General features: G+C 63.4%; 28 protein-coding genes. 5 read left to right on the top strand and 23 right to left on the bottom strand.

Annotated elements, in window-relative coordinates; all coding sequences use genetic code 11:
* Positions 1-876, top strand: coding sequence for a hypothetical protein (locus DOM36_RS07910; RefSeq protein WP_110642430.1), 876 nt, complete (start codon positions 1-3; stop codon positions 874-876).
* 54 nt (positions 877-930) lie between these two features.
* On the opposite strand, the gene DOM36_RS07905 is transcribed toward DOM36_RS07910, so the two are convergent.
* From DOM36_RS07905 to DOM36_RS07890, 3 genes are all read right to left on the bottom strand, one after another.
* On the bottom strand, positions 931-1,617 hold the full coding sequence (locus DOM36_RS07905) for a hypothetical protein (protein ID WP_110642428.1): 687 nt from the start codon (positions 1,615-1,617) through the stop codon (positions 931-933).
* A 217-nt stretch (positions 1,618-1,834) separates the two neighbouring features.
* Positions 1,835-2,155 carry a hypothetical protein gene (locus DOM36_RS07900; RefSeq protein ID WP_110642426.1) on the bottom strand — a complete coding sequence of 107 codons (321 nt, stop codon included), beginning with the start codon at positions 2,153-2,155 and terminating at the stop codon, positions 1,835-1,837.
* 177 nt (positions 2,156-2,332) lie between these two features.
* The gene (locus DOM36_RS07890) at positions 2,333-2,578 is read right to left on the bottom strand and encodes a DUF1654 domain-containing protein (protein WP_110642422.1); all 246 of its coding nucleotides are present in this window, start codon (positions 2,576-2,578) and stop codon (positions 2,333-2,335) included.
* 556 nt (positions 2,579-3,134) lie between these two features.
* Between DOM36_RS07890 and DOM36_RS07885 the strand changes: the two genes are divergently transcribed.
* A complete protein-coding gene (locus DOM36_RS07885) occupies positions 3,135-3,320 on the top strand; it encodes a hypothetical protein (RefSeq protein WP_110642420.1) in 186 nt (61 codons plus the stop codon).
* Between the two features lie 22 nt (positions 3,321-3,342).
* Here DOM36_RS07885 and fabG read toward each other — a convergent pair whose 3' ends face one another.
* The 17 genes from fabG to hexR all read right to left on the bottom strand — a co-directional run bounded on the left by fabG (position 3,343) and on the right by hexR (position 20,342).
* The gene (gene fabG / locus DOM36_RS07880; protein WP_110642418.1) at positions 3,343-4,080 is read right to left on the bottom strand and encodes a 3-oxoacyl-ACP reductase FabG; all 738 of its coding nucleotides are present in this window, start codon (positions 4,078-4,080) and stop codon (positions 3,343-3,345) included.
* Positions 4,081-4,122: 42 nt separating this feature from the next.
* Positions 4,123-4,638 (bottom strand): hypothetical protein, encoded by a 516-nt coding sequence (locus tag DOM36_RS07875; protein WP_157958594.1) that lies wholly within the window; start codon positions 4,636-4,638, stop codon positions 4,123-4,125.
* A gap of 49 nt (positions 4,639-4,687) precedes the next feature.
* The gene (locus tag DOM36_RS07870; RefSeq protein WP_110642414.1) at positions 4,688-5,869 is read right to left on the bottom strand and encodes a beta-ketoacyl-ACP synthase; all 1,182 of its coding nucleotides are present in this window, start codon (positions 5,867-5,869) and stop codon (positions 4,688-4,690) included.
* A complete protein-coding gene (locus DOM36_RS07865; protein WP_110642412.1) occupies positions 5,866-6,489 on the bottom strand; it encodes a DUF3261 domain-containing protein in 624 nt (207 codons plus the stop codon). Before DOM36_RS07865 ends, DOM36_RS07870 begins: the two co-directional genes overlap by 4 nt.
* Positions 6,489-7,787: an NAD(P)/FAD-dependent oxidoreductase gene (locus DOM36_RS07860; RefSeq protein WP_110642410.1), complete on the bottom strand. Its 1,299-nt coding sequence runs from the start codon at positions 7,785-7,787 to the stop codon at positions 6,489-6,491. The genes DOM36_RS07865 and DOM36_RS07860 overlap by 1 nt, the downstream gene beginning before the upstream one ends.
* Positions 7,780-10,110 (bottom strand): hypothetical protein, encoded by a 2,331-nt coding sequence (locus tag DOM36_RS07855; RefSeq protein WP_110642408.1) that lies wholly within the window; start codon positions 10,108-10,110, stop codon positions 7,780-7,782. Before DOM36_RS07855 ends, DOM36_RS07860 begins: the two co-directional genes overlap by 8 nt.
* Positions 10,107-10,664, bottom strand: a complete 558-nt coding sequence (locus DOM36_RS07850; RefSeq protein ID WP_110642406.1) for an outer membrane lipoprotein carrier protein LolA — start codon at positions 10,662-10,664, stop codon at positions 10,107-10,109. Before DOM36_RS07850 ends, DOM36_RS07855 begins: the two co-directional genes overlap by 4 nt.
* Before the next feature lie 38 nt (positions 10,665-10,702).
* A complete protein-coding gene (locus DOM36_RS07845) occupies positions 10,703-11,716 on the bottom strand; it encodes a glycosyl transferase (protein WP_110642404.1) in 1,014 nt (337 codons plus the stop codon).
* Entirely contained in the window at positions 11,713-12,468 is a 756-nt protein-coding gene (locus DOM36_RS07840) for a glycosyltransferase family 2 protein (protein ID WP_110642402.1), read from the bottom strand. The genes DOM36_RS07845 and DOM36_RS07840 overlap by 4 nt, the downstream gene beginning before the upstream one ends.
* Before the next feature lie 3 nt (positions 12,469-12,471).
* Entirely contained in the window at positions 12,472-14,220 is a 1,749-nt protein-coding gene (locus DOM36_RS07835; RefSeq protein WP_110642400.1) for an AMP-binding protein, read from the bottom strand.
* Complete coding sequence (locus tag DOM36_RS07830) at positions 14,207-14,830, bottom strand: hypothetical protein (RefSeq protein WP_110642398.1); 624 nt, start codon at positions 14,828-14,830, stop codon at positions 14,207-14,209. The genes DOM36_RS07835 and DOM36_RS07830 overlap by 14 nt, the downstream gene beginning before the upstream one ends.
* A 16-nt stretch (positions 14,831-14,846) precedes the next feature.
* Positions 14,847-15,113: a phosphopantetheine-binding protein gene (locus DOM36_RS07825; protein ID WP_075568110.1), complete on the bottom strand. Its 267-nt coding sequence runs from the start codon at positions 15,111-15,113 to the stop codon at positions 14,847-14,849.
* A gap of 149 nt (positions 15,114-15,262) precedes the next feature.
* Entirely contained in the window at positions 15,263-15,958 is a 696-nt protein-coding gene (locus DOM36_RS07820; protein ID WP_110642396.1) for a beta-ketoacyl synthase chain length factor, read from the bottom strand.
* Positions 15,959-16,275: 317 nt separating this feature from the next.
* Positions 16,276-17,772, bottom strand: coding sequence for an ABC transporter permease (locus DOM36_RS07815; protein ID WP_110642394.1), 1,497 nt, complete (start codon positions 17,770-17,772; stop codon positions 16,276-16,278).
* Positions 17,769-18,494 carry an ATP-binding cassette domain-containing protein gene (locus DOM36_RS07810; protein WP_075568107.1) on the bottom strand — a complete coding sequence of 242 codons (726 nt, stop codon included), beginning with the start codon at positions 18,492-18,494 and terminating at the stop codon, positions 17,769-17,771. Before DOM36_RS07810 ends, DOM36_RS07815 begins: the two co-directional genes overlap by 4 nt.
* Positions 18,495-18,500: 6 nt before the next feature.
* Positions 18,501-19,355 (bottom strand): putative selenate ABC transporter substrate-binding protein, encoded by an 855-nt coding sequence (locus tag DOM36_RS07805; protein ID WP_110642392.1) that lies wholly within the window; start codon positions 19,353-19,355, stop codon positions 18,501-18,503.
* 126 nt (positions 19,356-19,481) lie between these two features.
* Complete coding sequence (hexR, locus tag DOM36_RS07800; protein WP_075568105.1) at positions 19,482-20,342, bottom strand: transcriptional regulator HexR; 861 nt, start codon at positions 20,340-20,342, stop codon at positions 19,482-19,484.
* A gap of 235 nt (positions 20,343-20,577) precedes the next feature.
* On the opposite strand from hexR, the gene zwf reads away from it, so the two are divergent.
* The 3 genes from zwf (at position 20,578) to DOM36_RS07785 (ending at position 23,466) form a co-directional block, all read left to right on the top strand.
* The gene (gene zwf, locus DOM36_RS07795; protein WP_110642389.1) at positions 20,578-22,062 is read left to right on the top strand and encodes a glucose-6-phosphate dehydrogenase; all 1,485 of its coding nucleotides are present in this window, start codon (positions 20,578-20,580) and stop codon (positions 22,060-22,062) included.
* Entirely contained in the window at positions 22,049-22,723 is a 675-nt protein-coding gene (gene pgl, locus DOM36_RS07790) for a 6-phosphogluconolactonase (RefSeq protein WP_075568103.1), read from the top strand. The genes zwf and pgl overlap by 14 nt, the downstream gene beginning before the upstream one ends.
* An 80-nt stretch (positions 22,724-22,803) precedes the next feature.
* Complete coding sequence (locus DOM36_RS07785) at positions 22,804-23,466, top strand: bifunctional 4-hydroxy-2-oxoglutarate aldolase/2-dehydro-3-deoxy-phosphogluconate aldolase (RefSeq protein WP_075568102.1); 663 nt, start codon at positions 22,804-22,806, stop codon at positions 23,464-23,466.
* A gap of 105 nt (positions 23,467-23,571) precedes the next feature.
* Here the strand turns inward: DOM36_RS07785 and DOM36_RS07780 are convergent, their stop codons facing one another.
* Genes DOM36_RS07780 through DOM36_RS07770 form a run of 3 tightly spaced genes read right to left on the bottom strand, consistent with a single transcriptional unit; the run spans position 23,572 to position 26,114 of the window.
* On the bottom strand, positions 23,572-24,747 hold the full coding sequence (locus DOM36_RS07780) for an acetyl-CoA C-acetyltransferase (protein ID WP_110642550.1): 1,176 nt from the start codon (positions 24,745-24,747) through the stop codon (positions 23,572-23,574).
* A 16-nt stretch (positions 24,748-24,763) separates the two neighbouring features.
* Positions 24,764-25,411, bottom strand: a complete 648-nt coding sequence (locus DOM36_RS07775) for a CoA transferase subunit B (RefSeq protein ID WP_110642387.1) — start codon at positions 25,409-25,411, stop codon at positions 24,764-24,766.
* 1 nt (position 25,412) lies between these two features.
* On the bottom strand, positions 25,413-26,114 hold the full coding sequence (locus tag DOM36_RS07770) for a CoA transferase subunit A (protein WP_075571548.1): 702 nt from the start codon (positions 26,112-26,114) through the stop codon (positions 25,413-25,415).
* Between the last annotated feature and the right edge of the window lie 81 nt (positions 26,115-26,195).

Below are 26,195 nucleotides of genomic sequence, written 5' to 3'. Positions count from 1 at the left end.
ATGGCAGGTCAATTGATCAAGCTGGATGGCGTTCGCTCGGCCGGCATTCCCGGCCAGGCAAGAATCGATATGGACAGCGCTGATATCGTCGCCGCATCGGTGCCGTCTCTCGTTCATGCATTCAACCCGCGAACGGCGCGCGTCAATACCGATGGTTCTATCCGAGTCGTCGATCGAACCGACGGGCGTCTGTTGGATTGTGCCGCGTTCAGCGGACTGTCGATCAGCGCACTGGATGCTGATTTCAACGGACAGACGGTACTGAAAGCCGATAACCGGGGGTCTGGCGCGTGGGGTCTCAGCTTCGCGCCCGGCAAGGTATCCAACAGCTACACCGTTGTTGGAGTGGCCAGCCCCAATGCTGAGCTTTCGACTCGCCCTTCATCCGGAACCCTGAATTGCACGCTGTTGTCCTCTCTGGTGCCGAGTGTCGATGACGCACAGCCGCTCAAGAACAACACTAGGTACCGACTCCCTTCGGTTTCTTCACCAGGCTCCGAAGGCTTGATGGTTTGGCCCGATAATCACAACGATTCGGGATCGACCGCGAATATCGGCTTCGAGAACTTCAGCCCCGACCAGCCATTCCTGTTCGTCGAAACCTTCGACTTCAACACCAAAACGCTCAACCTCTATCTGAACGGCATGAACCTGCAGGGCACAGTGATTGCCTCAGGCGTCACTGAGCTCACTGTGGATCAAGAGGCGAGTTCCTATTGGAACATCGGGGGTGCGGCCGCCGACCTGAATACCGGGAGCTTTGCCGGCAAAATCGGCGACATGTTCATTTTCAACGAGGCCCTCGACCTTTCTTCATCCACGCTCTACCAGTTGCGTCGACTGGTGGAAGCGCTGAAAACGAAGTATGGGATATAATTGTATTATGTGTTCTCGCGGGCTAAGTGCCCGCGAAACTTATTTTACAAGATATTACTGGCCTTCCTTGTGCTCTTCCTTTGTCTTCATGAACTCTATACCCTTTTTAATAGAAATTGTACGAATTCGTGAAAGCTCATCACCTAATCCGGCATGCCCATTAAGACCCTCCTGCGTGTCTCGAGATATTCTGTCCTTTATGGCGGAGTCGGCTATATTTATAGCTTCATCTTCGTAGTTCTTTCCAACTTTGACGGCGAGTTTGAAATGGTTTCTAAAAACTCCGTTTGCTATCGCTAGAGATTCTTGACACTGCCATGTCCTGTAGTCGAGCTGGTCTATATCATCATTTTGTACCGGCTCTCCATTACGAATTGTTTGGGCAATGTGCTTCTTAATAGCTATAAGCTCTAGGTTATATTTTTCAGCTATGTCAATCAAAACCCGTCCACAATGCCGCTTACTGTGCAATATATAAAAAGATTCGTTGTTATGCATTTCTTTAAGTGCATCTGTGTTCACGGGTATCGGCCAACAGAACCCTGTTCGGTTTAGGATGTTCTTTTTCATATCATTAATAAATATTATATTTATCAGCATGTTTACTATAACTACTTTGGCTTCCCGGTAATATCGGTAGTTGATAGAAAAAACCTTTAGTAGAAGCTTCATTATTTCCGCGACAGAAGTAAATGCTGTAGCAAATATGGCGCCGTAGAGCGCTGCGTCTATTGAGTCCATAATGCTCCCTCCTTGTATTGTTAGCATGTGGATACCTTAACGCGAAACTGATAAATTTACTGTAGCCGTTCACTGACACAGCGCGGCGCAATACTCGCACTAAAGCCCATCAATGAGCAGTCGATCGTCACTTTGCCGTTAGCGCAAATCAACGCCGGTGTCTTTCCCGCGAGAAATGGTTGCGCCGTCCCATGCGGCCTGGGGCTTCTTGTGTGCGCTATTCCGGATCGCCCCGCATCCGCACATCACCGCTGATCAGGTCCATCCTCCGCGGCCCCCACTCTGACTCCACTGCTGCCGGCCGCCAAAACAGGTACCGGATCTGCGATCGCCCAGTGTTAAGCAGGATGTGCGCGTGGGTCTCGAGCATCATCATGTGGTCGCGGGAAAGCTGGTCGATCCGGCAGCGGCCGCTGTAGACGAACTGGGCATGTGTGGCGTGGTACTCGATCCAGATGCCCGTCGGCGGCGACCCTTCGTTCCAGCCGCGGTCTCGTCGCGCTTGCGCCCAGCGATCAAGCGCGGCTCGGTAGTTCATCCTTTCCCGCCTCCAGAAGTCCCCGCCCATCACGTCCACACCAGCAGCAGTGGACGCCCGCCGAACCGTTGCGGCTCAGCACGAAGCCAGCGATGCCCTCACGCGTATCCGCGCTTTCCGAAGTGCCGCAGGCGCCGCATTCGACCTCGATACCACCGCCATGCTCGACCACGGTGATCACATCGCTTCCTCTGCTTCGACCGGGTTCCAGCTCACGATCACTTCGGCGTCAGCAGCGCGCGTCACCGTGACGTAATCGACTGTCTCGAACTCGCTCAGCATTCGCTCCCAGTCAGCCTCCGACTCATCATCGAATCGGTGCAGCGTGACCTGGTATTGCTTCCTCGCGTTCGCACTCGCGATCTGGTTCCGGATCCGTTCGCCGAGGAGTTCGTAGCTGGAGGGCTTGCGTGGCTTCGCCATGTGGTTGTGCTCCAAAATACTGTATGCACGTACAGTATCTAGCAGTCACCGGCAGGTAGGCAAATAGCAGAATTTGGCTATAGGCGCCGGGTATGCATCGGCTGGGCTATTGGCCCGTAGCGGCCGATCCTGTAACGGCACGAAACCATGGGGCAAAAATGGGGCAAACCGAGCGCCAAACTATGCCATTTTGGCGCTGTCCAGGGAGAAAGGCGGGCAGAGCTGAGCCCAGATATGGCGCGGCTTACGCCGTTTCGGCGCTGGATAAATCGACAGTGTCCAGCATCATCGGCGTATGCTGAGTGTTCTTGCTGGAGGCCGCGTCCTGCATGGTTTCTCGGTAAGCTCCGTCGATTCTTGTGGCACAGATGGGGCATCGGGATGCCGGGGTCATACGATGAGAGGCAAGGTTACCACGCAGTGGCTGGGTCCAGCACGACACGAGGCGACGGCCGCACCGCCTTAGTGGGGATCATGCCTCAGGTCTAGTGATTTCAACCTGAGAGCCCGTCGATAACTCGTTACAGTGTTGACACTGGCACTCGAGGACTTCCCTATGGCCCGGTTGGTGCTAAACCACCTCAGCGACTCCACATATCGGCTATTGGCGATCGAAGCCAACAAACGCAACGTCAACTTGAGCGAGCTGGCCGTGGTGCTGCTGGAGATCGCCGTTGCCGAACTGGCGGCCCGTCGACCGGCGGCATTGCCGCCGGTGCTGGATCCCCGTGCCCCGGACTGAGCGTCTTCTCTACCACTGGCGGTCAGCACATGCCGCCGTTCACCGCGATCACCTGTCGTGTGATATAGGCGGCATCCGCCGAGCAGAGAAAGCTCACGGTGCCGGCGACGTCCTCGGTTGTTCCGGTGCGCTGCATGGGGATCAGCTTGCGAATCTCATCGCGCGGTAGCTCGTCGGTCATGCGTGTCTCGATCCAGCCGGGCGCGACGCAGTTGACCGTGATCCGACGCTTGGCGAGTTCGACGGCCAGCGCCTTGCTGGCGCCGATGATTCCGGCCTTGGCTGCGCTGTAATTGACTTGACCGCGATTGCCCGTCAAACCGGACATCGAGGAGAGCGCCACGATACGTCCTGGCTTGCGGCGCTGGATCATCGGCATGACCAGTGGGTGCAGAACGTTGTAGAAGCCATCCAGATTGGTCCGCAGGACGCGATCCCAATCCTCGCCGTCCAGGGCCGGAAAAGGCTTGTCCGCGGTGATGCCGGCGTTGCAGATCACGCCGTAGTAACAACCGTGGGCGGCGATGTCCGCCTCCAGCACCGCCTTGACCGTGTCCCTCTCGGTGACGTCGAAGTGAACGAGGCGCACTCGGCGACCTTCGCTTTCCACTGCAGCCTTGACCGCGTCGATATCGTCGCCCGGGCGCCGGCAGTGCAGCACCAGGTCGTAGCCGTCCCGGGCCAGACGTTTGGCGATCGCTTCGCCGATGCCCCGATTGGCACCGGTAACCAGAACAGTCTCGGAATGTCGTTCTTCCATGGAGCCTCAAGCGTAGCGCTGCGAGTGATAAAACCGATGCCGTCAGACGCGGTTGGATATTGGCATCGAGTCGGGTCGATAGAGCGTCAGACTGCCGTGAGCCAAGGGCGCCTCGCTACCTGCGAGAGCCGTCGAAGCCTCGTTTTCGGCGACCTGCAGCTCACCGTTGATCTGGGTGACGCCGTTGTCGGCGACGAAGTCGATGGTCACGACGACGCGGATCCGCTGGTCGAAGGCAAAGACGGGCTCGCAGGCGCGGTAGCGCCTGGCGCCCAGCAGCAGACCCGGGGGCGGCGGCTCCTGGGTCGCGGCAGCGCGAAAGCCGGCCCAGGCGGCGACGGTCTGCGCCAGCCACTCGATGCCGATCCAGGCCGGAATGCCATCGGCTTCGGCAAACAGATCGTCGCGCCGGGTGACGATCTCGGCCGTGGCGCCGTCCACGTGAGCGTCGATCAGCCGGTCCAGCAGGCACATGCCTCGGGCATGGGGGACCAGCGGCGCGATGGGTCCGGGCAATGGCATCGCGCCGGGCGGTGAAACCGTGTCGGGGGCAATCACAGGAATAACGTTCCGTTCTCGTATTCGTGGCTCAATCTTTTCGGATGCGTCACTCGGTTCGGCTCAGCAGCAGGCTGGCGTTGTTGCCGCCAAATGCAAAGCTGTTGCTCAACGCATGGCGCAGCCGACGCGCCGGTGCCGCGCTGGTGGTTGCCAGCGGCAGCGACGCGATCTCGGGGTCGTGCTCACCGTCGAAGACATGCCTTGGCAGCCGCCCCTGATCGAGCGCCAGCCAGCAGAATGCCGCTTCCAGCGCGCCGGCCGCGCCCAGGGTATGGCCGGTCAGCGCCTTGGTCGAGCTGCAGCCGGGCGGCGTGGCGAAGAGCGTCGCCACGGCTGCCGCTTCCATGCTGTCGTTGAGCCGCGTGCCGGTACCGTGAAGGTTGAGATAGTCGATCTCCGCCGGATCGCGTCCGGCCATTGCCAGCGCCTGGCGCATGGCATCGGCCGCGCCGCTGCCGTCAGGCCGGGGCGCCGAAATATGATGGGCATCGACGCTTTCACCGACCCCTGCCAGTTGAATGCCGCCGGTTTCTCGCGTGATGACGAACAGCGCCGCCGCCTCGCCGAGGTTGATGCCGTCGCGATGCCGGGAGAAAGGCAGGCACGGTTTGTCGCTGACGGCTTCCAGGCTGATGAACCCGTTGACCGTCAGGCGACACAGGCTGTCCGCGCCACCGGCGATCACCGCGTCACACTGGCCGCTTTTGAGCAGTCGTCTGGCGCTGGCCAACGCTCTGGCACTGGAGCTGCAGGCAGTGGACAGGGCGTAGCAGGGGCCGGCAATATCCAGACGCTCGGCGACGAAGCGTGCCGGTGCCCCCAGTTCCTGACGCGCGTAGGCGAACGTCTCGGGCAGCGCTCCTTCCCGGCCGCTGACGGCCAGCGCCTGCTCGGTTTCGCCGATCCCCGACGTGCTGGTGCCGATGACCACGCCGATCCGATCCCGCGCGACGTGTTTCAGCAACGGCTCGATTTCCGACTCGAGCCGTTTCAGTGCCAGTGCCAGCAGGCGATTGTTTCGGCTGCGATGATCCTTCGGCCACTGGCTGTCGTCGGGTAGTTCGCCGGTGACGCGTCCCAGCGGTAGCGGATGGCCTGGTGTAAAGGCATCGCTGCTCGTCAGGCCGCGCTCACCGTCGAAAAGCGCCTGACCGATCGTCTCCAGATCGTCGCCCAGCGAGCAGACGACGCCGGGTCGGGACAGGCGGCAAGCGAAAGCGGCACTCATGGCTCGGCATTCTCCTGTTCTTCGTTGTCCTGCTCGTTGTTCTGCTTCTCGTTGGCGTCTTGCATGGGAGCGATCGTCAGTTGGTAGTTGCCCTGCCGATCATCCAGCACCAGCGTGGTGGGGTGATCGCGGTCCGGCACCGGCGTGATGCGCGCGGCGAGTTTGCCGCGGTAGCGGATGTCGCGACTCGCGGCGCTGTCGACGACCTGCCAGGCGCTACCGGAAAAGGACTGCCGCAGGGCGTCCAGTGGCCACAGGCTCCATTCCAGACGCGACGCCAGCCACGCTGGGGGGATCGGCAGTGGCGATTCTCCCGGCGCATCCCCGGCTTCGAAGCGTGCGCCATCGGCATCTCGAATCAGTGTCGTCAGCCGTTGGCCATAAGGCGTGATCAGCACGGCGCGCAGCTGCTCCGGCGTGATTCGGATGAATGCGATCAGCGTGCGGGCGTCGCCATCCTCGGGCTGAAACGTCAGCTGACTCTTCAAGGTATCGGACGTCGTCGCCGCGGCCAGCGTCGGCGACGGCGAGGCCGGTGGCGTCAGGCTGCAGGCGGCCAGCATCAGTGCCAGCCAGGGCATCAGACAGCACGCCAGCAGGCGGGGAGACAACTGGCGCATCACGATCGGCTCTCCGCGGGCAGGTCGGTATCGGGGTCGTCGGTTCCGGAATGGTTCGATGCGGCTGTCCGCATCTCGCAGATCGCCGCCAGGGTGTCGATATGGCGGCGCGAGGCACTGGCAAACGGATTGCTTCGGTCCCATGCGTACCCTGCCAGGATCGCGCTGATGCGGGCCTTGATGTCGCTCGGCGCATCGGCATGAAAGATGATCGTCTGCAGGCGACCGTCGTACCAGGCATCGACAAAGGCACGGAACGTCTCGATACCTTCGCGCAGCGGAGCCTCGAACTCGGTGTGCCAGTCGGTGTCTCCCCCCGCCAATTGCCGTTCCACCAACGGTGCGGCGAGGCTGGCCGAGCGCAGGGCGATGGTGACACCGGAGGAGAATACGGGATCCAGAAACTCCCCGGCGTTGCCCAGCAGCGCATAGCCGGGGCCATGCAGCTGCGTCACATCGGCGGAATAACCGCATAGCTCGCCCACCGGCCGGGTCGGGCGGGCCCCATTGAGAAGCTGGCGGAAGCGGGGTTCGGCATCGATCAGCGCTTGCCATCGCGCTGCCGGAGTGGCGCCATGGGCATGGATGCGATCGGTTTGGCCGACCATGCCCACCGAGGCGCGCTGATTTCGAAACGGAATCAGCCAATACCAGATGCCGGGATCTTCAGGATGGACACCAATCAGAATCTTTTCGCGATCGTGGCCTGGTTCCACCGGGCAGGCTTCGACATGGGTGAATAGCGCCGTGCGAGGGTCCTGGCGCGCATCGCGCTCGAGATTCTCGAGTCGGGCCAGGACACGCCCATAGCCGCTGGCGTCGAGCACGAAGCGGGCCGTCAGCGTACGGACATCGCCGGATTCATCGACGAGATCGACCTGCGGACAGCGCTCGTCGGGGCGAAAGGCGGTGACGGTAACGCCGAATTCGACCTTCGCGCCCTGGTCGCGGGCACCTTCGATCAGCCGCTGATCGAAGTCGGCGCGTTCGACCTGGAAAGTCGTGCCCCAGCCGGGCGTGTATTTCTCGCGGAAATCGATTGCCGTCTCTTCACCGTTGCGGGTGAATGCGGCGCCATTCTTGGGCTGGTAGTCGGCGGCCATGACAGCGTCCAGCAGGCCGGCCTCCTCGAGATGGATCATGCACTGCGGCAGCAGACTCTCGCCGATGGAAAAGCGTGGAAAATGGCTGCGCTCGACCACCAGTACGTCCCGTCCGGCCGCCGTCAGACGAGCGGCAGCCGTCGCACCGGCCGGCCCGGCGCCGATGACGATGACATCGTGGTCGACTTCACTCATGTTCGATCTCCTGTCGTTGCGTCCGGTTGGGATCGACTGGTCTTACCCAGGGAACCAGCATCCATACGCTGGCCAGACCGATCAGGCAGGTCAGACCCAGATAGTGCAGCGCGGGCGTGGCGCTGAAGGCGAGCATGCCGAACGCCAGCAGGCTGGTGAGCGTCGACAGCGTGATCGCGAGCCAGGCCGACGGCTTCCTGGCGTGCTCCACGTTGAAGATACCGGCATCCAGTCCGATCCCCAATACCAGCAGCAGCCCCAGTTGGTTGAAAATGTTGAGCGGGACGCCAGCGAGGGCAAACGAGGCCAGCACGATCAGGGTGGCGCCGAAGGGTGGCACGATGACGCGCCAGGCGTGGCGGCGGTAGCGCCCTATCAGTGCCAGTGTCATCAGTGTCATCGCCGCCAGAACCCATACCGCGGTATGGCGGCGCAACTCGCCGAGCAGGGCGCCGATCCGTTCGACGCGATCGACATATTCGACGCCGGCCTGCGCGCCGGCCAGGTCGCGCAGGACCTTGTCGGGTGCGGCGCCCCGGGCACCGGAGATGACCACCGTCGCCGCGACACCGCCTTCCGGCGTCCGGCCCAACCATAGCCGCTGCTGAAGCTTTCCCAATGGTGTGCCGAGCCAGTCATCGAGAGTCAAGGGCGGCGACTTCCCGAGCTGGGCTCTGGCTTTCCGGGCGACTTCGGCCGGCAGCCCGGCGCGTTGGACGAGGTCATCCAGCGGCGCGCCATAGAGCTTGCCCACCCTTGCCAGATTGGCCTGCTGCTCGGCCATCGTCGGTACCGAGCCGGCCAGCGACTGGTACTCGATCTGGAGTCCGTCGGCGATGGCCCGGTCGAGCTCGGCATCCAGTGCGTCGAGCCGGGCCAGCAGCGCCTGGGTGTTCTCGGCCTGAACCAGAAAATAGCGGCTACCGGTATCGCGGTCGAGCAGCTGTTGTACGCGCTGCTCGTCCTGCATCAGCGCCGCTGGTGAAGGATTGAGCAGTTCCAGGCTGTCGTCGCTGGTCAGGCGCACGGCGCAGACGATCACCAGCGCGATCGCGCCGATCAAGGCGAGCCACGGCGGTAGCTGCCAGCGTGGCTGACACAGACGCCACCATCGGGTGGCCAGGCGGTCGGTAAACGGGCTGGCGTGCAGCGTGAAGCGAGGCAGCCACAGCACCACGGTGAGCCAGGCTCCGATCAGTCCGAACGCGGCGAACGCGGCCATCTGGCGTAATCCCGGCATCGGCGTCAGTGCCTGGGCCACGTAAGCGATGACGCTCGAGATCAGCCCCAGGACGAGGCTCGGCAGCAGCCGGCGCAGGCGAAATCCCCGGCCCGCGATGGCGCGATCGCACTGCAGGTGCAGCACGTAGTCGATGGCAATGCCGATCAGGCTGGCACCGAAGGCCAGCGTCAGCAGGTGGAGCCGGCCGAACAGCCCCAGGGTCAGGGTCAACGCGAACAGCGATCCGGCCAGCAGCGGGACCATCAGTTGCAGCAACACTCGGGGCGAGCGGAACACGAACGCGATGATCAACAGCACCCCGAGCAGAGACGCGGCGCCGATGGTCGACATCTCGTGTTTGGCCTGACGGGCGCCGGCGGCGGCGTGAAAGACCAGACCGGAGCGCAGCAGTTCGGCCTCGGGATGCTGCTGCTGAAACTGCGCAAGCGTGCTGTGCAGGGCATTCTGCATCGGTAGATCGTAGGGGGAACCCTTGAGCTCGCCGATCAGCACGCTCCACTGCCGGCCATCGGGCTGATCGCCGGTATCCAGTGTCAACAGGCCATCGGCGGCGCCGATCGGGCTCTGTGGCAACCTCGAAAGCCAGACATCCAGCAGGCCGAAAGGGTCGGCGACGGGATCCGGACGGGCCGTCGGCGAGAACAGTCGGCGCAGCGCCGGCTCGACCAGGGTGCGGCCATCGCCGTCATCGAGGGTCTGCTGCCATTGCGGCGTCAGCAGCCGATAGCGCCACGGTCCCATCCAGCCGTGCGGATCGGCGTCGGCCAGATCCAGCTCGCGCCAGTCGATCGCGGCAAGCTGGCCTTCGTCGACCAGCGTCTGCAGCGATCTCCCCAGTGCCTGGGTCGTCGCGACGCGATCGTCGTCACCGAGCAGCAGCAGAAAGCGATTCTCGAAACCGCGCCCCAGTTCGCGATCCGCCCTTTCGACCAGCGGCGCCTGCCGATCGGCGGGCAGCAGGGCGGTCAGATCGGTATCCGCGGGCAGTCCCTGACGTAGCATCCAGCCCAGCCAGAGGGTGCAGAGCGTCAGTACCGCGAACCAGAGCCAGCCCAGGCGGTGATAGTTGGCGCGGGTCATGCGCCGTTCAGCGGGTGCTGGTCGAACAGACGAACCTTGAGCCGGTCACCATCGGGCGTGCGCATGTCGAGATGATCGATGGTGCGGTCCCCCTGAAGGGTGATTCCGGCGATGCGCTCACGCAGTGCCGCCTCTTTTGGCGTCAGCGCGACCTGCCAGGCGTCCTGATCGCCGGACAGTTGCAGCGTGAAGCGGGATTCCAGCGCCTGCCAGTCGCCTTCCAGCAGTTGCAGAAACAGCTGGGCGACCTGTTCGCCGCCCGGCGGCGCAGTCTCGCCGCTGCCATCGGTGATGGCCTGGGGCGTCAGTTCGATGCGCTCCTGGACCGGGGTTTTCAGCTCCCAGACGACGCGCTTGCCGCGCTCGAAGACGAAGGTGCCGGTACTGGTCAACGAGCTGTCGAGATCCGCCAGTTCGCGCTGCTGTTCGAAGCGGCCCGCCACCGACGGCGTAGCGGCGAGCTGACGTTGCAGATCGTCCAGATCGAAAGCCTGGGCGCTCATTGGCACCAGCACCAGCACCAGGAGCGTAATCAACCATCGACGAAGCGGCATGTTCGAATCCTTCGGTTTGATGTCTGTGTGGCCGGGGGTCAGGTGGCGGAGTGTCGATCTTCGGGGGCGTTCTCGCGTTGCTGATCGCGGTCGGCGTCGGCATGGGCGTCATCGCAATCCAGCCAGAAGGGGAAGAAGTTGAACCACTGTAACGGCGTCTTCTCGCATTGACGGGTCAGCCAGTCGACATAGCGGTGCATGGCGCTGTCGATCCATGCCGCACGATCCCGTCGGCTCAGTTCGCTGGTGTCGTCGAAGTGATCGAAATCGATCCGGTAGCTGGTGGCTTCGCGGAAGCAGCCGATGGTGTAGATCGGGCAGCGCAGCAGGCTGGCCAGCCAGAACGGCCCTTCCGGGAATCGTGCCGGATGGTCCAGAAACGGCAGCGTCCGGGCGCGTCCGCTATCGCTGATCGGCACCCGGTCGGCGGCGATGACGACGAAGCCGCCCTCGGCAATTCTGCGACCCAGCTGCATCGCCGTCGAGGGCGTGATCTCGCTGACTTCGATGATCTCTGGCGGATTCTCGCGATGGGTCGAGCGCGCCAGTACCTCGTCGAACTGCTTGGCGTTACGCGTATGCATCAGCAGTGTCGCCTGGAAGTCATCCTGCATGTCGCTCATGGCGGTACAGATCTCCATGTTGCCGACATGGGAGACGAGCATGATGCCCCCGCGTCCACCCACGACCGCCTGGCGAAAACGCTCACGCGTGTCGCCCTCGAAGCTGAGCACCGGTGGAATGCCGCTCCAGGCATCGATCTTGTCCATCAGACTCTGTCCGAAACTGCGGAAATGGCGCAGGCTCAGCCAGGTCAGATGGCCGGGTGCATGACCATGCCGGTGCTGCCACAGCCGGGTCAGGTAGGTATGGGACGCACGTCGATGCAGACCGTGGGCGATATAGTAGTAGACGATCACCAGCGTCAGCATGATCTGAAACGGCAGCCGGCCCAGTTTGCGGCGGATCCAGACCATGGTGCGGACGCCACGGGCAGTGCCGGTTTCGCGAATTCTCGACCAGTGATTGGGATTGCTGCTGATCGGTGTCATGAAAGCGTTTCCTGGCGGCGGCTCAAGAGATGGGGAAGGCGTCGGCACATGCCGATCACGAGACGGAAATGCATGCGGGCGAGCAGAACGTTGTCTCGCCACAGCTTGAAATGGGAGACGCCGTCGATCGGATAGCGAACCCGTACCGGCAGATTGGCGATGGCGCCCCCCCACCAGTGCCAGCGCACCGGTAGCTCGCTGTCGAACTCCATGCGGTCGCCGCAGGGATGTTCGGCGACCAATCGATTGACGGCGGAAACCGGGTAGAGCTTGACCCCGCACATGGTATCGCGAAGATCGAAAGAGAGCGTTGCCAGCCACACCAGCGAATGGGTGATATAGCGGGAATAGAAGCGATGTCGTGGCACGCTGGCGTCGAAACGTGGATAGCCGATCCTCAGCACCTCGTCGTCGGCACCAAGCCCCTCGACGAAAGGAGGAAGGTCGGTGGCTTCGTGCTGGCCGTCGGCATCCACCTGGAGCACGTGAGTCAGCCCGCGCTCGGCAGCCCGCGCCAGTCCGGCTCTCACGGCGGCGCCCTTGCCACGATTGACCGGCAACCTGACCAGATCCACCGTGTCCGACTCGGCCAGGTTTTCCAGCACCTCGGCGCAGTGCGCGTCGCTACCGTCGTCGACCAGAATGAACGGTAGGCTCAGCAGCCGGAGCCGCTCCAGCGTGTGGCCGATGGCCTCGGCATGGTTATAGACGGGAACCAGAACCGCGACACGGGCGCTGTTGTCGTTCGACATCCGCTACCTCTCCCACTCTTGCCGGGTCACCAGGGCGATGCGCCCGGTGACGTGCTTTCCGCGCTGGCTATCGCAGTCGATGCGCAGGCTCTCGTTCGCGTCGCCGTGACGATGATCGAGCGTCATCTCGAAGCGGTCGCCGGGCAGCAGGGGCTGGGGAAATCGCAGGCGTTCGAGCCCGGCAAAATCGGATCTCAGCGCGAACAGTCGGCGCGCCTGCTGCATCGCCCATTGCACCAGGACAATACCTGGCAGCACAGGCTGGCCGTCGAAGTGTCCATCGACGAAAGCGCAGCGCTCCGGAACTTCCAGCGTGATCTTCCAGCCGTTTTGGTGCGGATGCTCGCCCAGCCAGCGCGGCGCGCGTCGGTCCTCCAGATCCCGGAACAGACGCTGGCGGATCTCGGCGCTCAACTTGCCCTGGGTGTTGGTGGGCCAGTGATCCACGAAGCGCCAGTAACGCGGTAGCGCCGGCGTTTCGAAATGCGCGGCAAGCCCCCGTCGCAGCCGTTTTACCATGGCTCGATGGTGGCGGTGGTCGTGGGGCATCGTGCCCGGCGTCAGCTGGATGACCGCGGCCAGACGCAGTTCTCGACGCTGCAGTGTCCAGGTTCGTGCCCGCTCGACGCCCGGAAGTGTGGCAAGCGCCCGATCCATCGCTGTCAGCGAGATCCGCTTGCCGCCGATCTTGACGATGCGATCGGCTCGGCCCAGCAGCTCGAATCCGGCTTCTGTCAGCGCGATCCTGTCGGCCTGACGCTGCCACTGATCCGGCGACGCCAGATGGCGCGAGCGCAGCCACAGGCGGTTGTCCTCGTCATGGCGCACGTCGACGCCGGGAAGGGCGATCCAGTCCGGGCCGTGTCGTTGAATGCGCCAGGCGATGCCGCCGGTCTCGGAGCTGCCGTAGACCTCGTGAACGGGCTTGCCGAGCAGCTCATGGACCTGATCGCTGGCACCTTTCGAGAGTGGCGCGCCGGAGCTGTAGATCGTCTCCAGCGCGGCGCTCACCGGTTTCCAGTCGAGCGCCTCGGGCAGGCGTGACAGCGCGGGTGGGGCGCTGACGAGGATGATCCGACGCCCCGCCGTCCGGCTGCTCTGCAGCCAGGTACGCAGGGTTTCCGGGTAGCGGCAGGTCTGTGCCGCGAATGGGCTCGCCTCGCACAGTGGACGCAGAATCGAGAACAGCAGCCCGTAGATGTGCTGATGACTGACCTGGCTGACCACCAGCTGCGACCGAAGGGGCCAGAGTGATGCCTGGGTGGCGAGTTCGGCATCCAGTTGATCGAAGCGCTTGTCCAGTCTCTGCGGCTCGCCGCTGGAGCCGGAGGTGTAGAGCGAAACGGCGATGTCGGGCAGTGACCGCGAGGACCAGCGAGGGGGGCGACTCGGCAGTTCTGTCGGCGCGTCGTCTTCATGCGCCGGGGGGGTTGCTCCCAGTGCGACACCCGTAGCACGCAGGTTCGCCAGTGTCTCCGGCTGATTATCCGCCGGCAGTACGACCCGCTCGCCGCGTTCCCAGATTGCGATCAGGGCCGCGCTGAATTCGATCGGGTCCGGCTCGAAGAGCCGCCAGATGCCGCTCTCGTTGGGTGTGTCGAGCAGATGTTGCTGCCACGCCCCGATTCGCGCGTGCCACTCGCCGACGGTGAACCAGCGTGCTGGCGCAGCGCCCGCCGGTGGGATCCAGGCAAAGACCTCTGCCGCTGAACGATGACGCCAGGGGCGTTCGGTCAATTCACGAAACGTCATGACGCGCCTTTTCTTCATGATGATCGCCCTGAAGGGCTCCGTCCCGGTGTTCTTCCGCCCGACGTTTGACCCGTTGGCGAATACACCATTCGCCCAGAAACATGGCGAGCATGAGCCCATAGACGATCCCGCCGTTGTACCACGCCCAGACATCGAGATCGGCATGGATCGCGGTCGCCAGGGCGACACTGCCGTTGAGCACGAAGAACACGCACCAGGCCTGGGTGACCCGACGGGTATAGCGCACGGCGTGGGGCGGCAGATCCGGCTCCTGGCGGCGGGCGAAACGCTCGATCAGCGTGGGCGGATGGCGCAGCCCGTGGGCGAAGACCAGCAGTAGCGCGAGATTCACCACGACCGGCCACAGCCGAAGGCCGAGCTCCGCGCTGTCGGTGGCCATCAGCACCAGGGTCAGTGGCAGCAGAACCCAGCCCCAGCGGCGCTGCCCCGCAGGCAGGCGCCACCAGGCGATGGCGGCAAGCGCGATCAGTAGTGGCCAGGCCCCGTAATGCGGCAGCAGAAAATGCACCACCAGCGGCCACAGCAGGCCCACGAAGCCCACGGCCAGCCAGAGAAGGCGATGGCGACCGGAGCTGATAGCTGACGACATCAAGACGCCCCCGGCTTCATTTCTGGCGACGCGATTCAACCAGGGCTGCCAAGCTTTTCAGGTTGGCAAAATGCTGGCGGGAGGACTCCGCTTCGGATTCCAGCGTAATGCCGTAGCGCTTCTGCAGCGCGAGACCCAGTTCGAGCGCGTCGATGGAGTCGAGCCCGAGTCCCTCGACGAACAACGGTTCGTCGCGGTCGATGTCATCGGGTGTGACATCTTCCAGCTCCAGAGTCTCGATGATCATCTCTTTGAGTTCGTGTTCCAGCGCTGTCGTTGTCATCTGTCTTGATCGTCCTTGTCATTCATTATCAATGGCTGACGCTCGATCCCGGTGTCGAGCGCGTTGCCGCAAACCTGCGGCGAAGGCGAGACTCTCATATCGGTATCCTGAGACGCCACCGCGATGCGCATGGCCTCTCAGGCCGCGGATCATGGCCGAACGGCTGGAAGTTGCCAACTGCGACGACTCAAGGGGCAAGCCACGACCCGACGGCTGTCCATCAGCCAATCGATGATATCGAGGGGTTGCAGCGTCGCTGTCTCGAGCTCGAGCTCGACAGAGGTCTCCAAGAGTCGCCGGGCGCCGGGATTCGGATCTCCGCCCAGGCGAAGAACGACGGCGGCGGAAGACGACTCGGGAGCGTAGGCGGCGAAGCGCCGGGGAACGGGCTGGTCACTGAAGACGATGATGACACTGGGTTGGCCATCGGCGAGATAGCCGCGCGCCTCTGCCATCAGGGCCGCCCACTCGCCGCCGCTGGCGGCAACCGCTTGCTGGCTGCGCCGATTGCCGCTGGCAATGGAGTAGACCCCCACCGTGGCGTTGTGCACCGACAGTCCGAAACGTGCCGGCGACAGCGGCTCACCGTCGTTCAGACCGTACAGCATCTCCAGCGTTCGCTCGCCGTCGCCGTGACGTGAAGCGTGCAGCACGATGCTGTCGGCACCGGAATCGAGGGTCGCGAGCATGTCGCAAACCGCCCGTCCGAGCAGGTTGAGACGCCGTCGCAACATGGACGGTACGGCCGCGCCGGCAGGTTTTTCACGGGTGTCGAGGCGGCACTCCCCAGCGGTCTTCCGATGGGGCGTCCAGGCTCGCCAATCCTGTAGGTAAAGGTCCGTCATTGCGTCGTTTCAACGATCCGTATTGCCACAACTTTACGCATCATAACGGAAAAAGAAGCCCCAGGCGGTGCAAGCTTTATGCATTTTGAAGGGTAGCGCCCCTCACCAACAGGAGGGCGTCAAAGCGCCGAACCGGGGTCCGGCGCACCCTGGGAGGACGATCCCGAAGGCCCGACAAGCCTAACGCCGGTTTTCCCGACAGGACTTGATACAGATTAAATACTCTCGGGCAGCGGTCGAAAAACCAGTCTCCGGGCTCGGAGGCGTACGGTTCAGATACATGAGAGGCCGAAGCCGTGGAGATCGCGTCGCGTGATTCAGCGGCTGCACGGATCGTCGAGCGGAGCCTCGCGCGGCCGGAAGCGACGGGAGATCGCGTCGATGGCGATGTTGAGCGCGGCGGTGACCAGCAGCAGGAAAAAGGCCTGATCGAACATCAGGTACTGGAAGCTCGAATCGATGTAGAAGCCCAGCGTCGCGACGCCCAGCATCCCGAGCAGGGCGGTCTCGCGCATGATGACTTCCGCACGATAGCAGATCAGCGCCAGCAGATTGGGGTAGAGCCGCGGCAGCAGTTCGTAGGCGTAGCGCCCGGAAGCCGGAAGATCCGCCATGCCGACCTTGAGACCGTCGGCGTGGCGCGTCACCAGGAAGGCGATCAAGGCACCGTTATGCAGTGCCAGTGCCAGCCACGCCGGTAGCATCGAAGGTCCGAGCATCAGCAGAAAGATGAACGCCAGCATCAGCTCCGGCGTCGAGCGCAGCACGACCAGCATCAGTCGTCCGCCAATGCGCTGCCACGGACGACCGAAGTGGTGGCTGGCCAAGGGCCACAGCAGCAGGGCCAGTATCAGGCTGCCGACGGTCCCCATGAGTGCCAGCAGCAGCGTGTTGCCGACTGCCGGCAGCAGGTCGGGCAGACTGGCGAGCCAGGAGCCCAGCCCGACCAGATCTCCATCGAGTAGCGGTGCAGGCCATAGATCGTGGCTGACGAAGCGCCACAGCAGGTTGCCATCGACATCAGGCCATGGCCCGAGAAAGAACAGCGCGCCGATCAACAGCGGCAGCAGCAGGCGGCGATCTCCCCACCACTGCAAGGTGGCGACGAGCGCGTAGAAGATCCACAGCAGCGCGCCGGCTTCGGAGAAACGGCCCTCGCGGAAAGCGCTCTCGAGATAGAAGCCGAGCGTCGGCAGTCCGACGAAGCCGAGCAGCACGCTGGCTCGCATGGCACATTCGAACCGGTAGCGGGTATAGCTGGCGAGGCGCTCCCAGACCAGCGGCAGCTCGGCGTAGAGAAATCGGGACAGGCGATCGGTGCCGGCAGGCAGCGCATCGGTCGGGGATTTCGGCGCAAGTTCCAGAATCTCTGCATAGACTTTGGCGAAAATGCCGGCATAGGGAATCGCCAGCGCCGCGAGAGCGGTGATCGAGGAGAGCCCGAATACCTGAATGAACAGCAGCGCCCAGAACAGTTCGTGAATGGCGCGCACGAACGCGCAGAAGCCGCGTATCAGGCGTGAACGATGGAACAGCAGTGCCAGCGGAAAGCCCAGCATGGCACCGATGCAGGTCCCCCACAGCGCGACGCTCACGGTCAGCGCAATCGCGCGTAACGGGTTTTCCAACGCGAGGAAGTCAGGCCAGGCGAAGCCTTGGGCCATGCGCGATAATTCGCCCCAGGGATCGACGGCAATGATTCGCAGATCGGCGAAGGGCAGCAGCAGTAGACACAACCCGATCAGCGCCAGCGAACGGCGCCCGAGTGTCAATCCGGGGCTGTCACCCCGCAGCAGGCCGGGTGCTGCGCTCATGGCGAGGTCTCTAGCCTGGCCTCGCGGTCAGAATGTCCGGGGGGGCTGGTACCGGCATTTTTCCCGGCATCGGGGTAGAGCGCATCGAGCTGTGCGAGTGTCAGCTCGCGCGCCGGCGCGTCCAGCACGACGTGGCCGTCGCGCAGACCGATGATTCGGTCGAAATATTCCAGCGCCAACCGGTGCTGATGCAGCGCAATGATGCTGGAAGTGTGCCGTGCTTGAATGCGGTCCAGCAGCCGCAGCGCCTGATGAGGGTCGACGCTGGCCAGCGGCTCGTCACCAAGGAATATCTCGCGTCCCTGGAAGAAGGCTCTGGCGATCGCCACGCGCTGGCGCTGCCCACCCGAGAGCTGCGCTACCGGGCGGCGGAGCAGGCCTTCGAGACCCAGTTCGCGCGTCACGGCGTCGATGGCTTGCCACGCCTCGCGTCGGGGTTTCAGCAGGTTGACGAGGTTGGTCAGCGCGGCGTGGCGCTCCAGCTGCCCCATATAGACGTTGTGATACACCGACAATAGTGGCACCAGCCCGTGCCCCTGGGGACACCAGGCGGCAGCGTTGCCCAGGCGGCGGCGAATCTCGGCGAGCAGCGTCGACTTGCCGGCACCGCTCTGACCCAGTAGCGCCACGCGCTCGCCGGCTTCCAGCGATAGCGTCAGCCCTGGAAGCACGACCTGGGTTCCGTAACCCAGGTCGACGCTATCGAACGTCAGTAATGGCATGGAGCCTCAGCGCAGTACGCCGATGGATTTTCCCACCGACTCGATCGGGGCGTAGTCATCATTGCTGGCGGGTATGAAGCCCGAGCGCGGAAAACTCTCCAGCAGCGCCGGGTCGGTCATGTCGAGCAGCGCCTTCTGCACTTTCTGGGTAAAGCCCTCGCCGTAACGCGCATCGGCGTCGCCGCGTATCGTCCATTGGTAATCCGGGTAGGTCGGCGACTCCCAGACCACTTCGACCTTGTCGGTATCGACGCGGCCTTCCTCGACGGCAGCCTGCCATACGGTGAAGTTGACGGCGCCGATGTCATAGGTGCCGGACTCGACCAGTGCGATGGTGCGAGAGTGATCGCCGGAGAATCCGACGCGGGAGAAGACCTTTTCAGGGGCCTTGTCGAAGCGCTGACGGATGAAATGTTCCGGCATCAGGCGTCCGGACGTCGAGGTCTTGGCGCCGAACGTGAAAGAGTGGCCGCTGACCGATTCCGGCAGTTCGTTCTGCTCCGGCTCGATGCCGGTCGCGGTATTGGCAATGAAGTAGCTCACGAACGCGGCGTCTTCCTTGCCCTGGGCGATGGCCTGCGACCCGGGCACCAGTTGGCGTGCCTGGACCCCGGACAATCCGCCGAACCAGGCAAGCTGCACCTGATCGTTGCGAAAGGCGGTGACCGCGGCGCCGTAGGAGGTGACGGGAACGTACTCGACATCGACGCCGAGCTGCTCCGAGAGATAATCGGCCACCTTGGAGAAGCGCTCGACCAGGCGTGACTGGTCTTCATCGGGAATGGCAGTGAAGCGGAAGGTCTCGGCGGCATTGGCGGCCGAGCAGGCGACCAACAGAACCAGGGCAAGCAGCCAGCGCATGGGTTAAGGCCTCGATATTTTTGAAGGCGCTCATGATAACCGCTTTCCGGCTTGGGTTTTAAGCCGCGCGTTGGTTGTAGGCTGAAGTCGACACCGGGCCAGTCGACGGCCGAAGCCTTGCCGCCGTCACTTTTCCTTCGGCGGAAATTTGGTCGGCCGCAGGCTCTCCTTTATCGTCTTGAGATGGGGCAGGAACGACTCGCCACGGCGGAGCGTCACGCCGGTTGCCAGGACGTCGATCAACGCCATGTGGATCATGCGCGAGCTCATCGGCATGTAGACTTCGGTGTCTTCAGGCAGATCGACCGGCAGTATCTCGGTGCAGACCTCGGCCAGCGGCGAGCCGTCGCGAGTGATGCCGATGACCAGCGCACCGCTGTCACGCGCGACCTTGGCGACCTCGACCAGCTCGCGAGTACGCCCGGTATAGGAGATCACGACGATGACGTCGCCGGTATGGGACGCCGCCGCGATCATTCGCTGCATCAACACATCGTTGTAAGCGCCGACCGGTAGGTTGAAGCGAAAGAACTTGTTCTGCGCATCGAATGCGGCCGGCGCCGAAGCACCCAGGGCAAAGAAGCTGATCTGACGCGCCTGAGACAGATGGTCGACGATGCGTTCGATCCGCTTGGGATCGATCTGGCGGCGGGCGCCATCCAGCGCGGCGATGGTCGCGCCGATGATCTTGTCGGTATAGGCCGTCGCGTTATCGTCACTCTCGACACTGCGGCTGACGTAGGGCGTTCCGCCGGCCAGACTCTGGGCCAGCTGGATCTTGAAATCCGGATAGCCCTTGGTTTCGAAATTACGACAGAAACGGTTGACCGTGGGTTCGCTCACCGTGGCAGCCTGTGCCAGAGTGGCTATGCTCATGCCAATCGCCGCATTGGGGTCCTGGAGGATGACGTCGGCGACCTTGCGCTCCGAGCGATTCAGGTCGTCGACCCGCGAACGAATGCGGTCGATGAGATCGTGCATTGCCATGGTTGCGGGGCATCTCCTTGCGGCGGAATGACGGGTGATTCATGACACAAGCCCTGCATCCTAGCCTCTGGCGACAGCAGCGCCAAGCCGCGTCGGAACCGGGCCAGGCACGCTCGGTCATCTTTCGCGCGGTATACTGAGATGGTGGCGGTAATTTAGTTACGAAGTTGAATGTCAAACCATGCCTGGATGGCGTATTTTGTTCGTAAGTTAACGACTTTGGCGGAGGGAGGCAATGACTCGAGAGGCAACGCCCAACGTGGACCTGGCGCTGTTCGGTGCGCTTGGCGATCTGGCACTGCGCAAGCTATACCCGGCGCTCTATCATCTGGATCGCGATGGTCTGCTGGGTACCGATACGCGCATTCTGGGACTGGCAAGGCGCGAGCACGACGCCGACAGTTTTCGCAGTACGGTGCTCGCCACGCTCAAGAAGCGGATCAAGGGCAAGGAGCTGGAACAGGCGTGTCTTGATCGCTTTCTGGCGCGACTCGACTACACGCAACTCGATTTCGATACCGTCGACGGTTACGAGAAGATCAGGGACTGGCACGGCCAGAGCCCGGATTCCCAATGTCCGCTGACGATCTATCTGGCCGTGCCCGCGAGCATCTACGGCGCGATCTGCGCCAATCTCGAGCGCAGCGGCAGCCTGGACAGCGAATCGCGCGTGGTGGTCGAGAAGCCGATCGGTTACGACCTCGAGTCCTCGCACGAGATCAACGATGCCATCGGTGCCGTGTTCCCGGAATCTCGGATCTACCGCATGGATCACTATCTGGGCAAGGAAACGGTCCAGAACCTGATCGCGTTGCGTTTCGCCAACCCCATGTTCGGCAATCAGTGGAACCAGAGTCAGATCTCCCACGTCGAGATCACCGTGGCCGAGCAGGTGGGGATCGAAGGGCGCTGGGGCTATTTCGACAAGGCCGGCCAGCTGCGCGACATGGTTCAGAACCATCTTCTGCAGCTGTTGACCATGCTCGCCATGGATCCGCCGGCCAATCTCGATGCGGATGCCATTCGTGACGAGAAGGTCAAGGTGCTCAAGGCACTCAAGCCGCTGGAGGGCGAGGATCTCAACCGCCACGTGGTCCGCGGGCAGTACGTCGCCGGCACCATGGAAGGCGAGAGCGTGCCGGGCTATCTCGACGAAGAGGACGCCAATACGTCCAGCACCACCGAAACCTTCGTTGCGATGCGGCTCGAAGTGGCCAACTGGCGCTGGGCCGGGGTGCCGTTTTATCTGCGTACCGGCAAACGCATGCCGGAGAAGCTGTCGCAGATCGTGATCCACTTCCGTCAGCAGCCTCACTACATCTTCGATCCGGACCAGCGCAATCTCGCCGCCAACAAGCTGGTGATCCGGCTGCAGCCGGAGGAAGGCATTGCGCTGCAGGTACTGACCAAGGACGGCGGGCTCGACAAGGGCATGCGTCTGCGCCCCGGTCCGCTGCATCTGGATTTCAACCACGCCTTCCCCAAGGAGCGGATTCCTGACGCCTACGAGCGCCTGCTGCTAGAAGTGATGAAGGGGCAGCAGTACCTGTTCGTGCGCCGCGACGAGGTCGAATACGCCTGGAAATGGGTCGATCAACTGATCGCCGGTTGGGAAAAGCGCGATATCCCGCCGCGTCGCTATCCGGCGGGCTCCTGGGGGCCCGTGGCTTCGATCGCGATGATCACGCAGGACGGTCGTTCCTGGTATGAAGACTACTGAAAACGCCCGCGAGCAGATCGGCGCGCAGCTGGCCGTCGCCGCCGCTCAGGCATTGACGGCGGATCTCGCCAGCCAGCCACGGGCGCTGCTGGTCGTCTCCGGGGGCTCGACACCGCTACCGTTCTTGCAGCGTCTTGCCGAACAGCCGCTGGACTGGTCGCGGGTCGATATCACGCTGGCCGATGAGCGCTGGGTGGCAGAGAGCCATCCGGACAGCAACGCGCGCCTGATCCGGGACACGTTGCTGGTCGGGCCGGCCGCTGCCGCGACCTTTCATTCGCTGACAACGTCCGATGCGACGCCGGAGCAGGGCGTGGCGGCAGTTGCCGCTCGCCTGGCAACGTTACCGTGGCCGGCCAGTCTGGTCGTGCTGGGCATGGGCAACGATGGGCATACGGCATCACTATTCCCCGACAGCGGCGAGCTCTCGTTGGCCTTGAGCACCGATGACAGCGTCGTCGCCGTTAGAGCGCCCAGCGTTTCCCAGCCGCGCATCACGTTGAGCGCGGCCCGCCTGCACGATGCCCGTCGTCACGCGCTGCATCTGGTCGGTGATGCCAAGAAGGCGGTGCTGGCCCAGGCTCTCAGTGGCGACGATGCTCGCGAGCTGCCGATTCGAGCCTTCCTGACCTGCCCGTTGACCCTCTATTGGGCGCCTTAGCGCCGCTCGCGGCTGCCCGATTCCCGTGCCTGATCGAAGCCGGGAGAGGCGCCGAAACCCTTCAAAGGAGCCATCTCGATATGTCATCCGAACAACGACTGCCTCAGTCTCATATCGATCGCCTGGATGCGATCTGTCGCTCCAGCGCCATCATTCCCGTGCTGGTCATCGAACGTCTCGAGCATGCCGTCCCGCTGGCCAAGGCACTGGTCGACGGCGGTCTCGACGTTCTCGAGATCACCTTGCGCACCGACTGTGCGGTCGATGCGATCAAGCGCATTCGAGAAGCCCTGCCGGACGCGATCGTCGGCGCAGGCACCGTGCTCAGTATCGACCAGTATCGGATTTCCGAGGAGCTCGGCGTCGACTTCGTGGTCACGCCCGGCACCACCCCGGCGCTGTTCGAGTACGGGATCGCCAGCGATGTGCCGCTGTTGCCGGGCGTCGCCACCGTCTCCGAAGTCGTCACCGGCTGGGAGTATGGCTATCGCCGTTTCAAGTTCTTCCCGGCAGAATCCAACGGCGGCGCCAAGGCACTGAAGTCCTTCGGCGGCCCGCTGCCGGAGGCGCAGTTCTGCCCCACCGGCGGCGTCACCGTGGACAACGCCGCCGACTATCTGGCACTGCCCAACGTGATGTGCGTCGGCGGCTCCTGGATGGCGCCGAAGTCGCTGATCGACAACGAGGACTGGGCAGGAATCACCGAACTGACAAGAGCCGCGACGCAGCGCTATCCACGCTGAACGCGGTTCGGTCTCGTCATACCGGAAGGCGCCGTCCACGGCGCCTTTTCGTGTTTTCAGGGTTTCAATCCGGCAGCGCCGAGGTGGGCGATGCAAAGGCGGGCATCAGTTCCGCTCGATTGCCGTCGCCACGCCCTGACCGCCACCGATACAGAGTGTCGCCAGGCCGCGTTTGGCGTCGCGGCGTTGCATCTCGTACAACAGCGTTACCAGAATGCGCGCGCCGGAGGCGCCAATCGGATGCCCCAGGGCGATGGCACCGCCGTTGACGTTGACCTTATCCTGGTTCCAGCCCAGATCCTGGGCTACGGCCAGCGTCTGGGCAGCGAACGCCTCGTTGGCCTCGATCAGGTCCAGGTCGTCGATCTTCCAGCCGGCCCGTCTCAGGCAGCGTCGGGTCGCCGGTACCGGCCCGATACCCATGGTCGCCGGATCGACGGCGGCATTGGCGTAGGCACGGAGGGTCGCCAGGATTGGAAGACCGAGCTTCGCGGCCCGCTCGGCACTCATGATCAGCAGGGCGGCGGCGCCATCGTTGAGCGATGAGGCGTTGCCGGCGGTCACGCTGCCGGTCTTGGAGAATGCCGGCTTGAGCTTGCTCAAGGATTCCGCGGTAACGCCGTCGCGCGGCTGCTCGTCACGGTCGACGACGACCGGGTCGCCGCGTCGCTGCGGCACGCTCACCGGCGTGATCTCGGCATCGAAACGGCCGGCTTCTCGCGCTTTCGAGGCACGTCGTTGGGATTCGGCGGCATAGGCATCCTGTTGCTGGCGGGAAATGCCCCACTGCGCGGCCACGTTCTCCGCCGTGATGCCCATGTGGTAGTCGTTGAAGGCGTCCCACAGGCCGTCGCTGATCATGCTGTCGAGGAGCTCGGCGTGGCCCATGCGCAGCCCGGTTCGCGCCTTCGGCAGCACGTAGGGCGCGAGGCTCATGCTTTCCATGCCACCGGCGACGATCGCGTCGGCATCGCCGCAACGGATCGCCTGGACGGCCAGGTGGACGGCCTTGAGCCCCGAGCCGCAGACCTTGTCGACGGTCATCGCCGGCACGTTATCGGGCAGGCCGGCTTCGATCGCCGCCTGGCGCGCCGTGTTCTGGCCCAACCCGGCACGCAGCACGTGGCCCATGATCACTTCATCGATGCCCGCCGGATCGATGCCATCGAGCACGCGGCGAATGACGGTCGCGCCCAAGGTCACGGCGGGAACGCTTGCGAGACCGCCCTGAAAGGTGCCGATCGGCGTGCGGGTGGCGGCGACGATGACAACATCGCGCATGGCGGTAGCGTTGGTATCAGGCATTGGCCGTCTCCCGCTTGTCGATCAGCGCGCAGCCGGTGGCTTCGCGAATCTCTTCGAGTGTCACTTCGGGCGCGAGTTCGGTCAGTGCCAGCCCGTTGTCGGTGACATCCATCACGCCCAGATCGGTGATGATGCGGTCGACCACGCCGACGCCGGTCAGGGGCAGATTGCAGGCTTCCAGGATCTTGTGTTCGCCTTTGGCGGTGTGGCTCATCAATACCACCACCCGCTGCACGCCGGCGACCAGATCCATGGCGCCGCCCATCCCCTTGACCATCTTGCCCGGGATCATCCAGTTGGCGAGATCGCCTCGTTCCGAGACCTGCATGGCGCCCAGAATCGCCAGATTGATATGGCCGCCGCGAATCATCGCGAAGGACTCGGCGTTGTCGAAGTAGCTCGAGCCGGGCAGGGCAGTGACGGTCTGCTTGCCGGCATTGATCAGATCGGGGTCGACGGTCTCTTCGGTTGGGAACGGCCCGATGCCGAGCAGGCCATTTTCCGACTGCAGCCAGACGTCCATGCCCTCGGGGATGTAGTTCGCCACCAACGTCGGCTGACCGATGCCGAGATTGACGTAGAAGCCGTCGCGCAGCTCGCCGGCGGCGCGCTCGGCCATCTGTTCCTTGGTCCAGGCCATCTCAGTTCACCTCCCTGAGCGTGCGTTTCTCGATACGTTTTTCCGGCGTCGGGTTGTGCACGATGCGGTGCACGAAAATCCCCGGCAGGTGGACGTCGTCGGGGTCGATGGCACCCGTCTCGACGATCTCCTCGACCTCTACCACGCAGACCTTGCCGGCCATGGCGGCCAGCGGGTTGAAATTGCGCGCGGTCTTGTTGAAGCGCAGGTTGCCCGCCTTGTCGGCTACCTGTGCCTTGATCAGCGAGACATCGACCGGCAGACCACGCTCCATGACGTAGTGCTCGCCGTCGAACTCGCGCACTTCCTTGCCTTCGGCGATTTTGGTGCCATAGCCGGTCTTGGTGAAGAAAGCGGCGATACCGGCGCCGCCGGCGCGCAGGCGCTCCGCCAGTGTCCCTTGCGGACAGAATTCGAGCTCCAGTTCGCCGGAGAGATACTGGCGTTCGAACTCCTTGTTCTCGCCGACGTAGGAGGAGAGCATTTTCTTGATCTGGCGCGATTCGAGCAGCAGCCCGAGGCCGAATCCGTCGACGCCGGCGTTGTTGCTGGCCACCGTCAGGTCCTTCTTGCCGGTGTCGCGCAGGGCAACGATCAGCGATTCGGGGATGCCGCACAGGCCGAAGCCGCCGACGGCCATCGTCATGCCGTCTTCAATGAGCCCCCGCAGCGCGTCGTCGGCGCTGCCAAACAGTTTGTCCATGTGTCCTAGTCCTGAAACGGAAATCGCGCAAAAGGTCGTCTCGAAGCGATCGCGTCACCCCGAAAGCTCCGTTCAGACTAG

Origin of the sequence: Salinicola sp. CPA57, from assembly GCF_003206035.1 — a bacterium.
Classification (GTDB): Bacteria; Pseudomonadota; Gammaproteobacteria; order Pseudomonadales; family Halomonadaceae; genus Salinicola; species Salinicola socius.
This window is presented reverse-complemented; position numbering and strand designations above follow the sequence as displayed.

Coding starts and splice junctions, on each gene's coding strand:
- DOM36_RS07910 (WP_110642430.1), top strand. CDS start 1: ATGGCAGGTCAATTGATCAAGCTGGATGGCGTTCGCTCGGCCGGCATT.
- DOM36_RS07905 (WP_110642428.1), bottom strand. CDS start 1,617: ATGGACTCAATAGACGCAGCGCTCTACGGCGCCATATTTGCTACAGCA.
- DOM36_RS07900 (WP_110642426.1), bottom strand. CDS start 2,155: ATGAACTACCGAGCCGCGCTTGATCGCTGGGCGCAAGCGCGACGAGAC.
- DOM36_RS07890 (WP_110642422.1), bottom strand. CDS start 2,578: ATGGCGAAGCCACGCAAGCCCTCCAGCTACGAACTCCTCGGCGAACGG.
- DOM36_RS07885 (WP_110642420.1), top strand. CDS start 3,135: ATGGCCCGGTTGGTGCTAAACCACCTCAGCGACTCCACATATCGGCTA.
- fabG (WP_110642418.1), bottom strand. CDS start 4,080: ATGGAAGAACGACATTCCGAGACTGTTCTGGTTACCGGTGCCAATCGG.
- DOM36_RS07870 (WP_110642414.1), bottom strand. CDS start 5,869: ATGAGTGCCGCTTTCGCTTGCCGCCTGTCCCGACCCGGCGTCGTCTGC.
- DOM36_RS07865 (WP_110642412.1), bottom strand. CDS start 6,489: ATGCGCCAGTTGTCTCCCCGCCTGCTGGCGTGCTGTCTGATGCCCTGG.
- DOM36_RS07860 (WP_110642410.1), bottom strand. CDS start 7,787: ATGAGTGAAGTCGACCACGATGTCATCGTCATCGGCGCCGGGCCGGCC.
- DOM36_RS07855 (WP_110642408.1), bottom strand. CDS start 10,110: ATGACCCGCGCCAACTATCACCGCCTGGGCTGGCTCTGGTTCGCGGTA.
- DOM36_RS07850 (WP_110642406.1), bottom strand. CDS start 10,664: ATGCCGCTTCGTCGATGGTTGATTACGCTCCTGGTGCTGGTGCTGGTG.
- DOM36_RS07845 (WP_110642404.1), bottom strand. CDS start 11,716: ATGACACCGATCAGCAGCAATCCCAATCACTGGTCGAGAATTCGCGAA.
- DOM36_RS07840 (WP_110642402.1), bottom strand. CDS start 12,468: ATGTCGAACGACAACAGCGCCCGTGTCGCGGTTCTGGTTCCCGTCTAT.
- DOM36_RS07835 (WP_110642400.1), bottom strand. CDS start 14,220: ATGACGTTTCGTGAATTGACCGAACGCCCCTGGCGTCATCGTTCAGCG.
- DOM36_RS07830 (WP_110642398.1), bottom strand. CDS start 14,830: ATGTCGTCAGCTATCAGCTCCGGTCGCCATCGCCTTCTCTGGCTGGCC.
- DOM36_RS07825 (WP_075568110.1), bottom strand. CDS start 15,113: ATGACAACGACAGCGCTGGAACACGAACTCAAAGAGATGATCATCGAG.
- DOM36_RS07820 (WP_110642396.1), bottom strand. CDS start 15,958: ATGACGGACCTTTACCTACAGGATTGGCGAGCCTGGACGCCCCATCGG.
- DOM36_RS07815 (WP_110642394.1), bottom strand. CDS start 17,772: ATGAGCGCAGCACCCGGCCTGCTGCGGGGTGACAGCCCCGGATTGACA.
- DOM36_RS07810 (WP_075568107.1), bottom strand. CDS start 18,494: ATGCCATTACTGACGTTCGATAGCGTCGACCTGGGTTACGGAACCCAG.
- DOM36_RS07805 (WP_110642392.1), bottom strand. CDS start 19,355: ATGCGCTGGCTGCTTGCCCTGGTTCTGTTGGTCGCCTGCTCGGCCGCC.
- hexR (WP_075568105.1), bottom strand. CDS start 20,342: ATGGCAATGCACGATCTCATCGACCGCATTCGTTCGCGGGTCGACGAC.
- zwf (WP_110642389.1), top strand. CDS start 20,578: ATGACTCGAGAGGCAACGCCCAACGTGGACCTGGCGCTGTTCGGTGCG.
- pgl (WP_075568103.1), top strand. CDS start 22,049: ATGAAGACTACTGAAAACGCCCGCGAGCAGATCGGCGCGCAGCTGGCC.
- DOM36_RS07785 (WP_075568102.1), top strand. CDS start 22,804: ATGTCATCCGAACAACGACTGCCTCAGTCTCATATCGATCGCCTGGAT.
- DOM36_RS07780 (WP_110642550.1), bottom strand. CDS start 24,747: ATGCGCGATGTTGTCATCGTCGCCGCCACCCGCACGCCGATCGGCACC.
- DOM36_RS07775 (WP_110642387.1), bottom strand. CDS start 25,411: ATGGCCTGGACCAAGGAACAGATGGCCGAGCGCGCCGCCGGCGAGCTG.
- DOM36_RS07770 (WP_075571548.1), bottom strand. CDS start 26,114: ATGGACAAACTGTTTGGCAGCGCCGACGACGCGCTGCGGGGGCTCATT.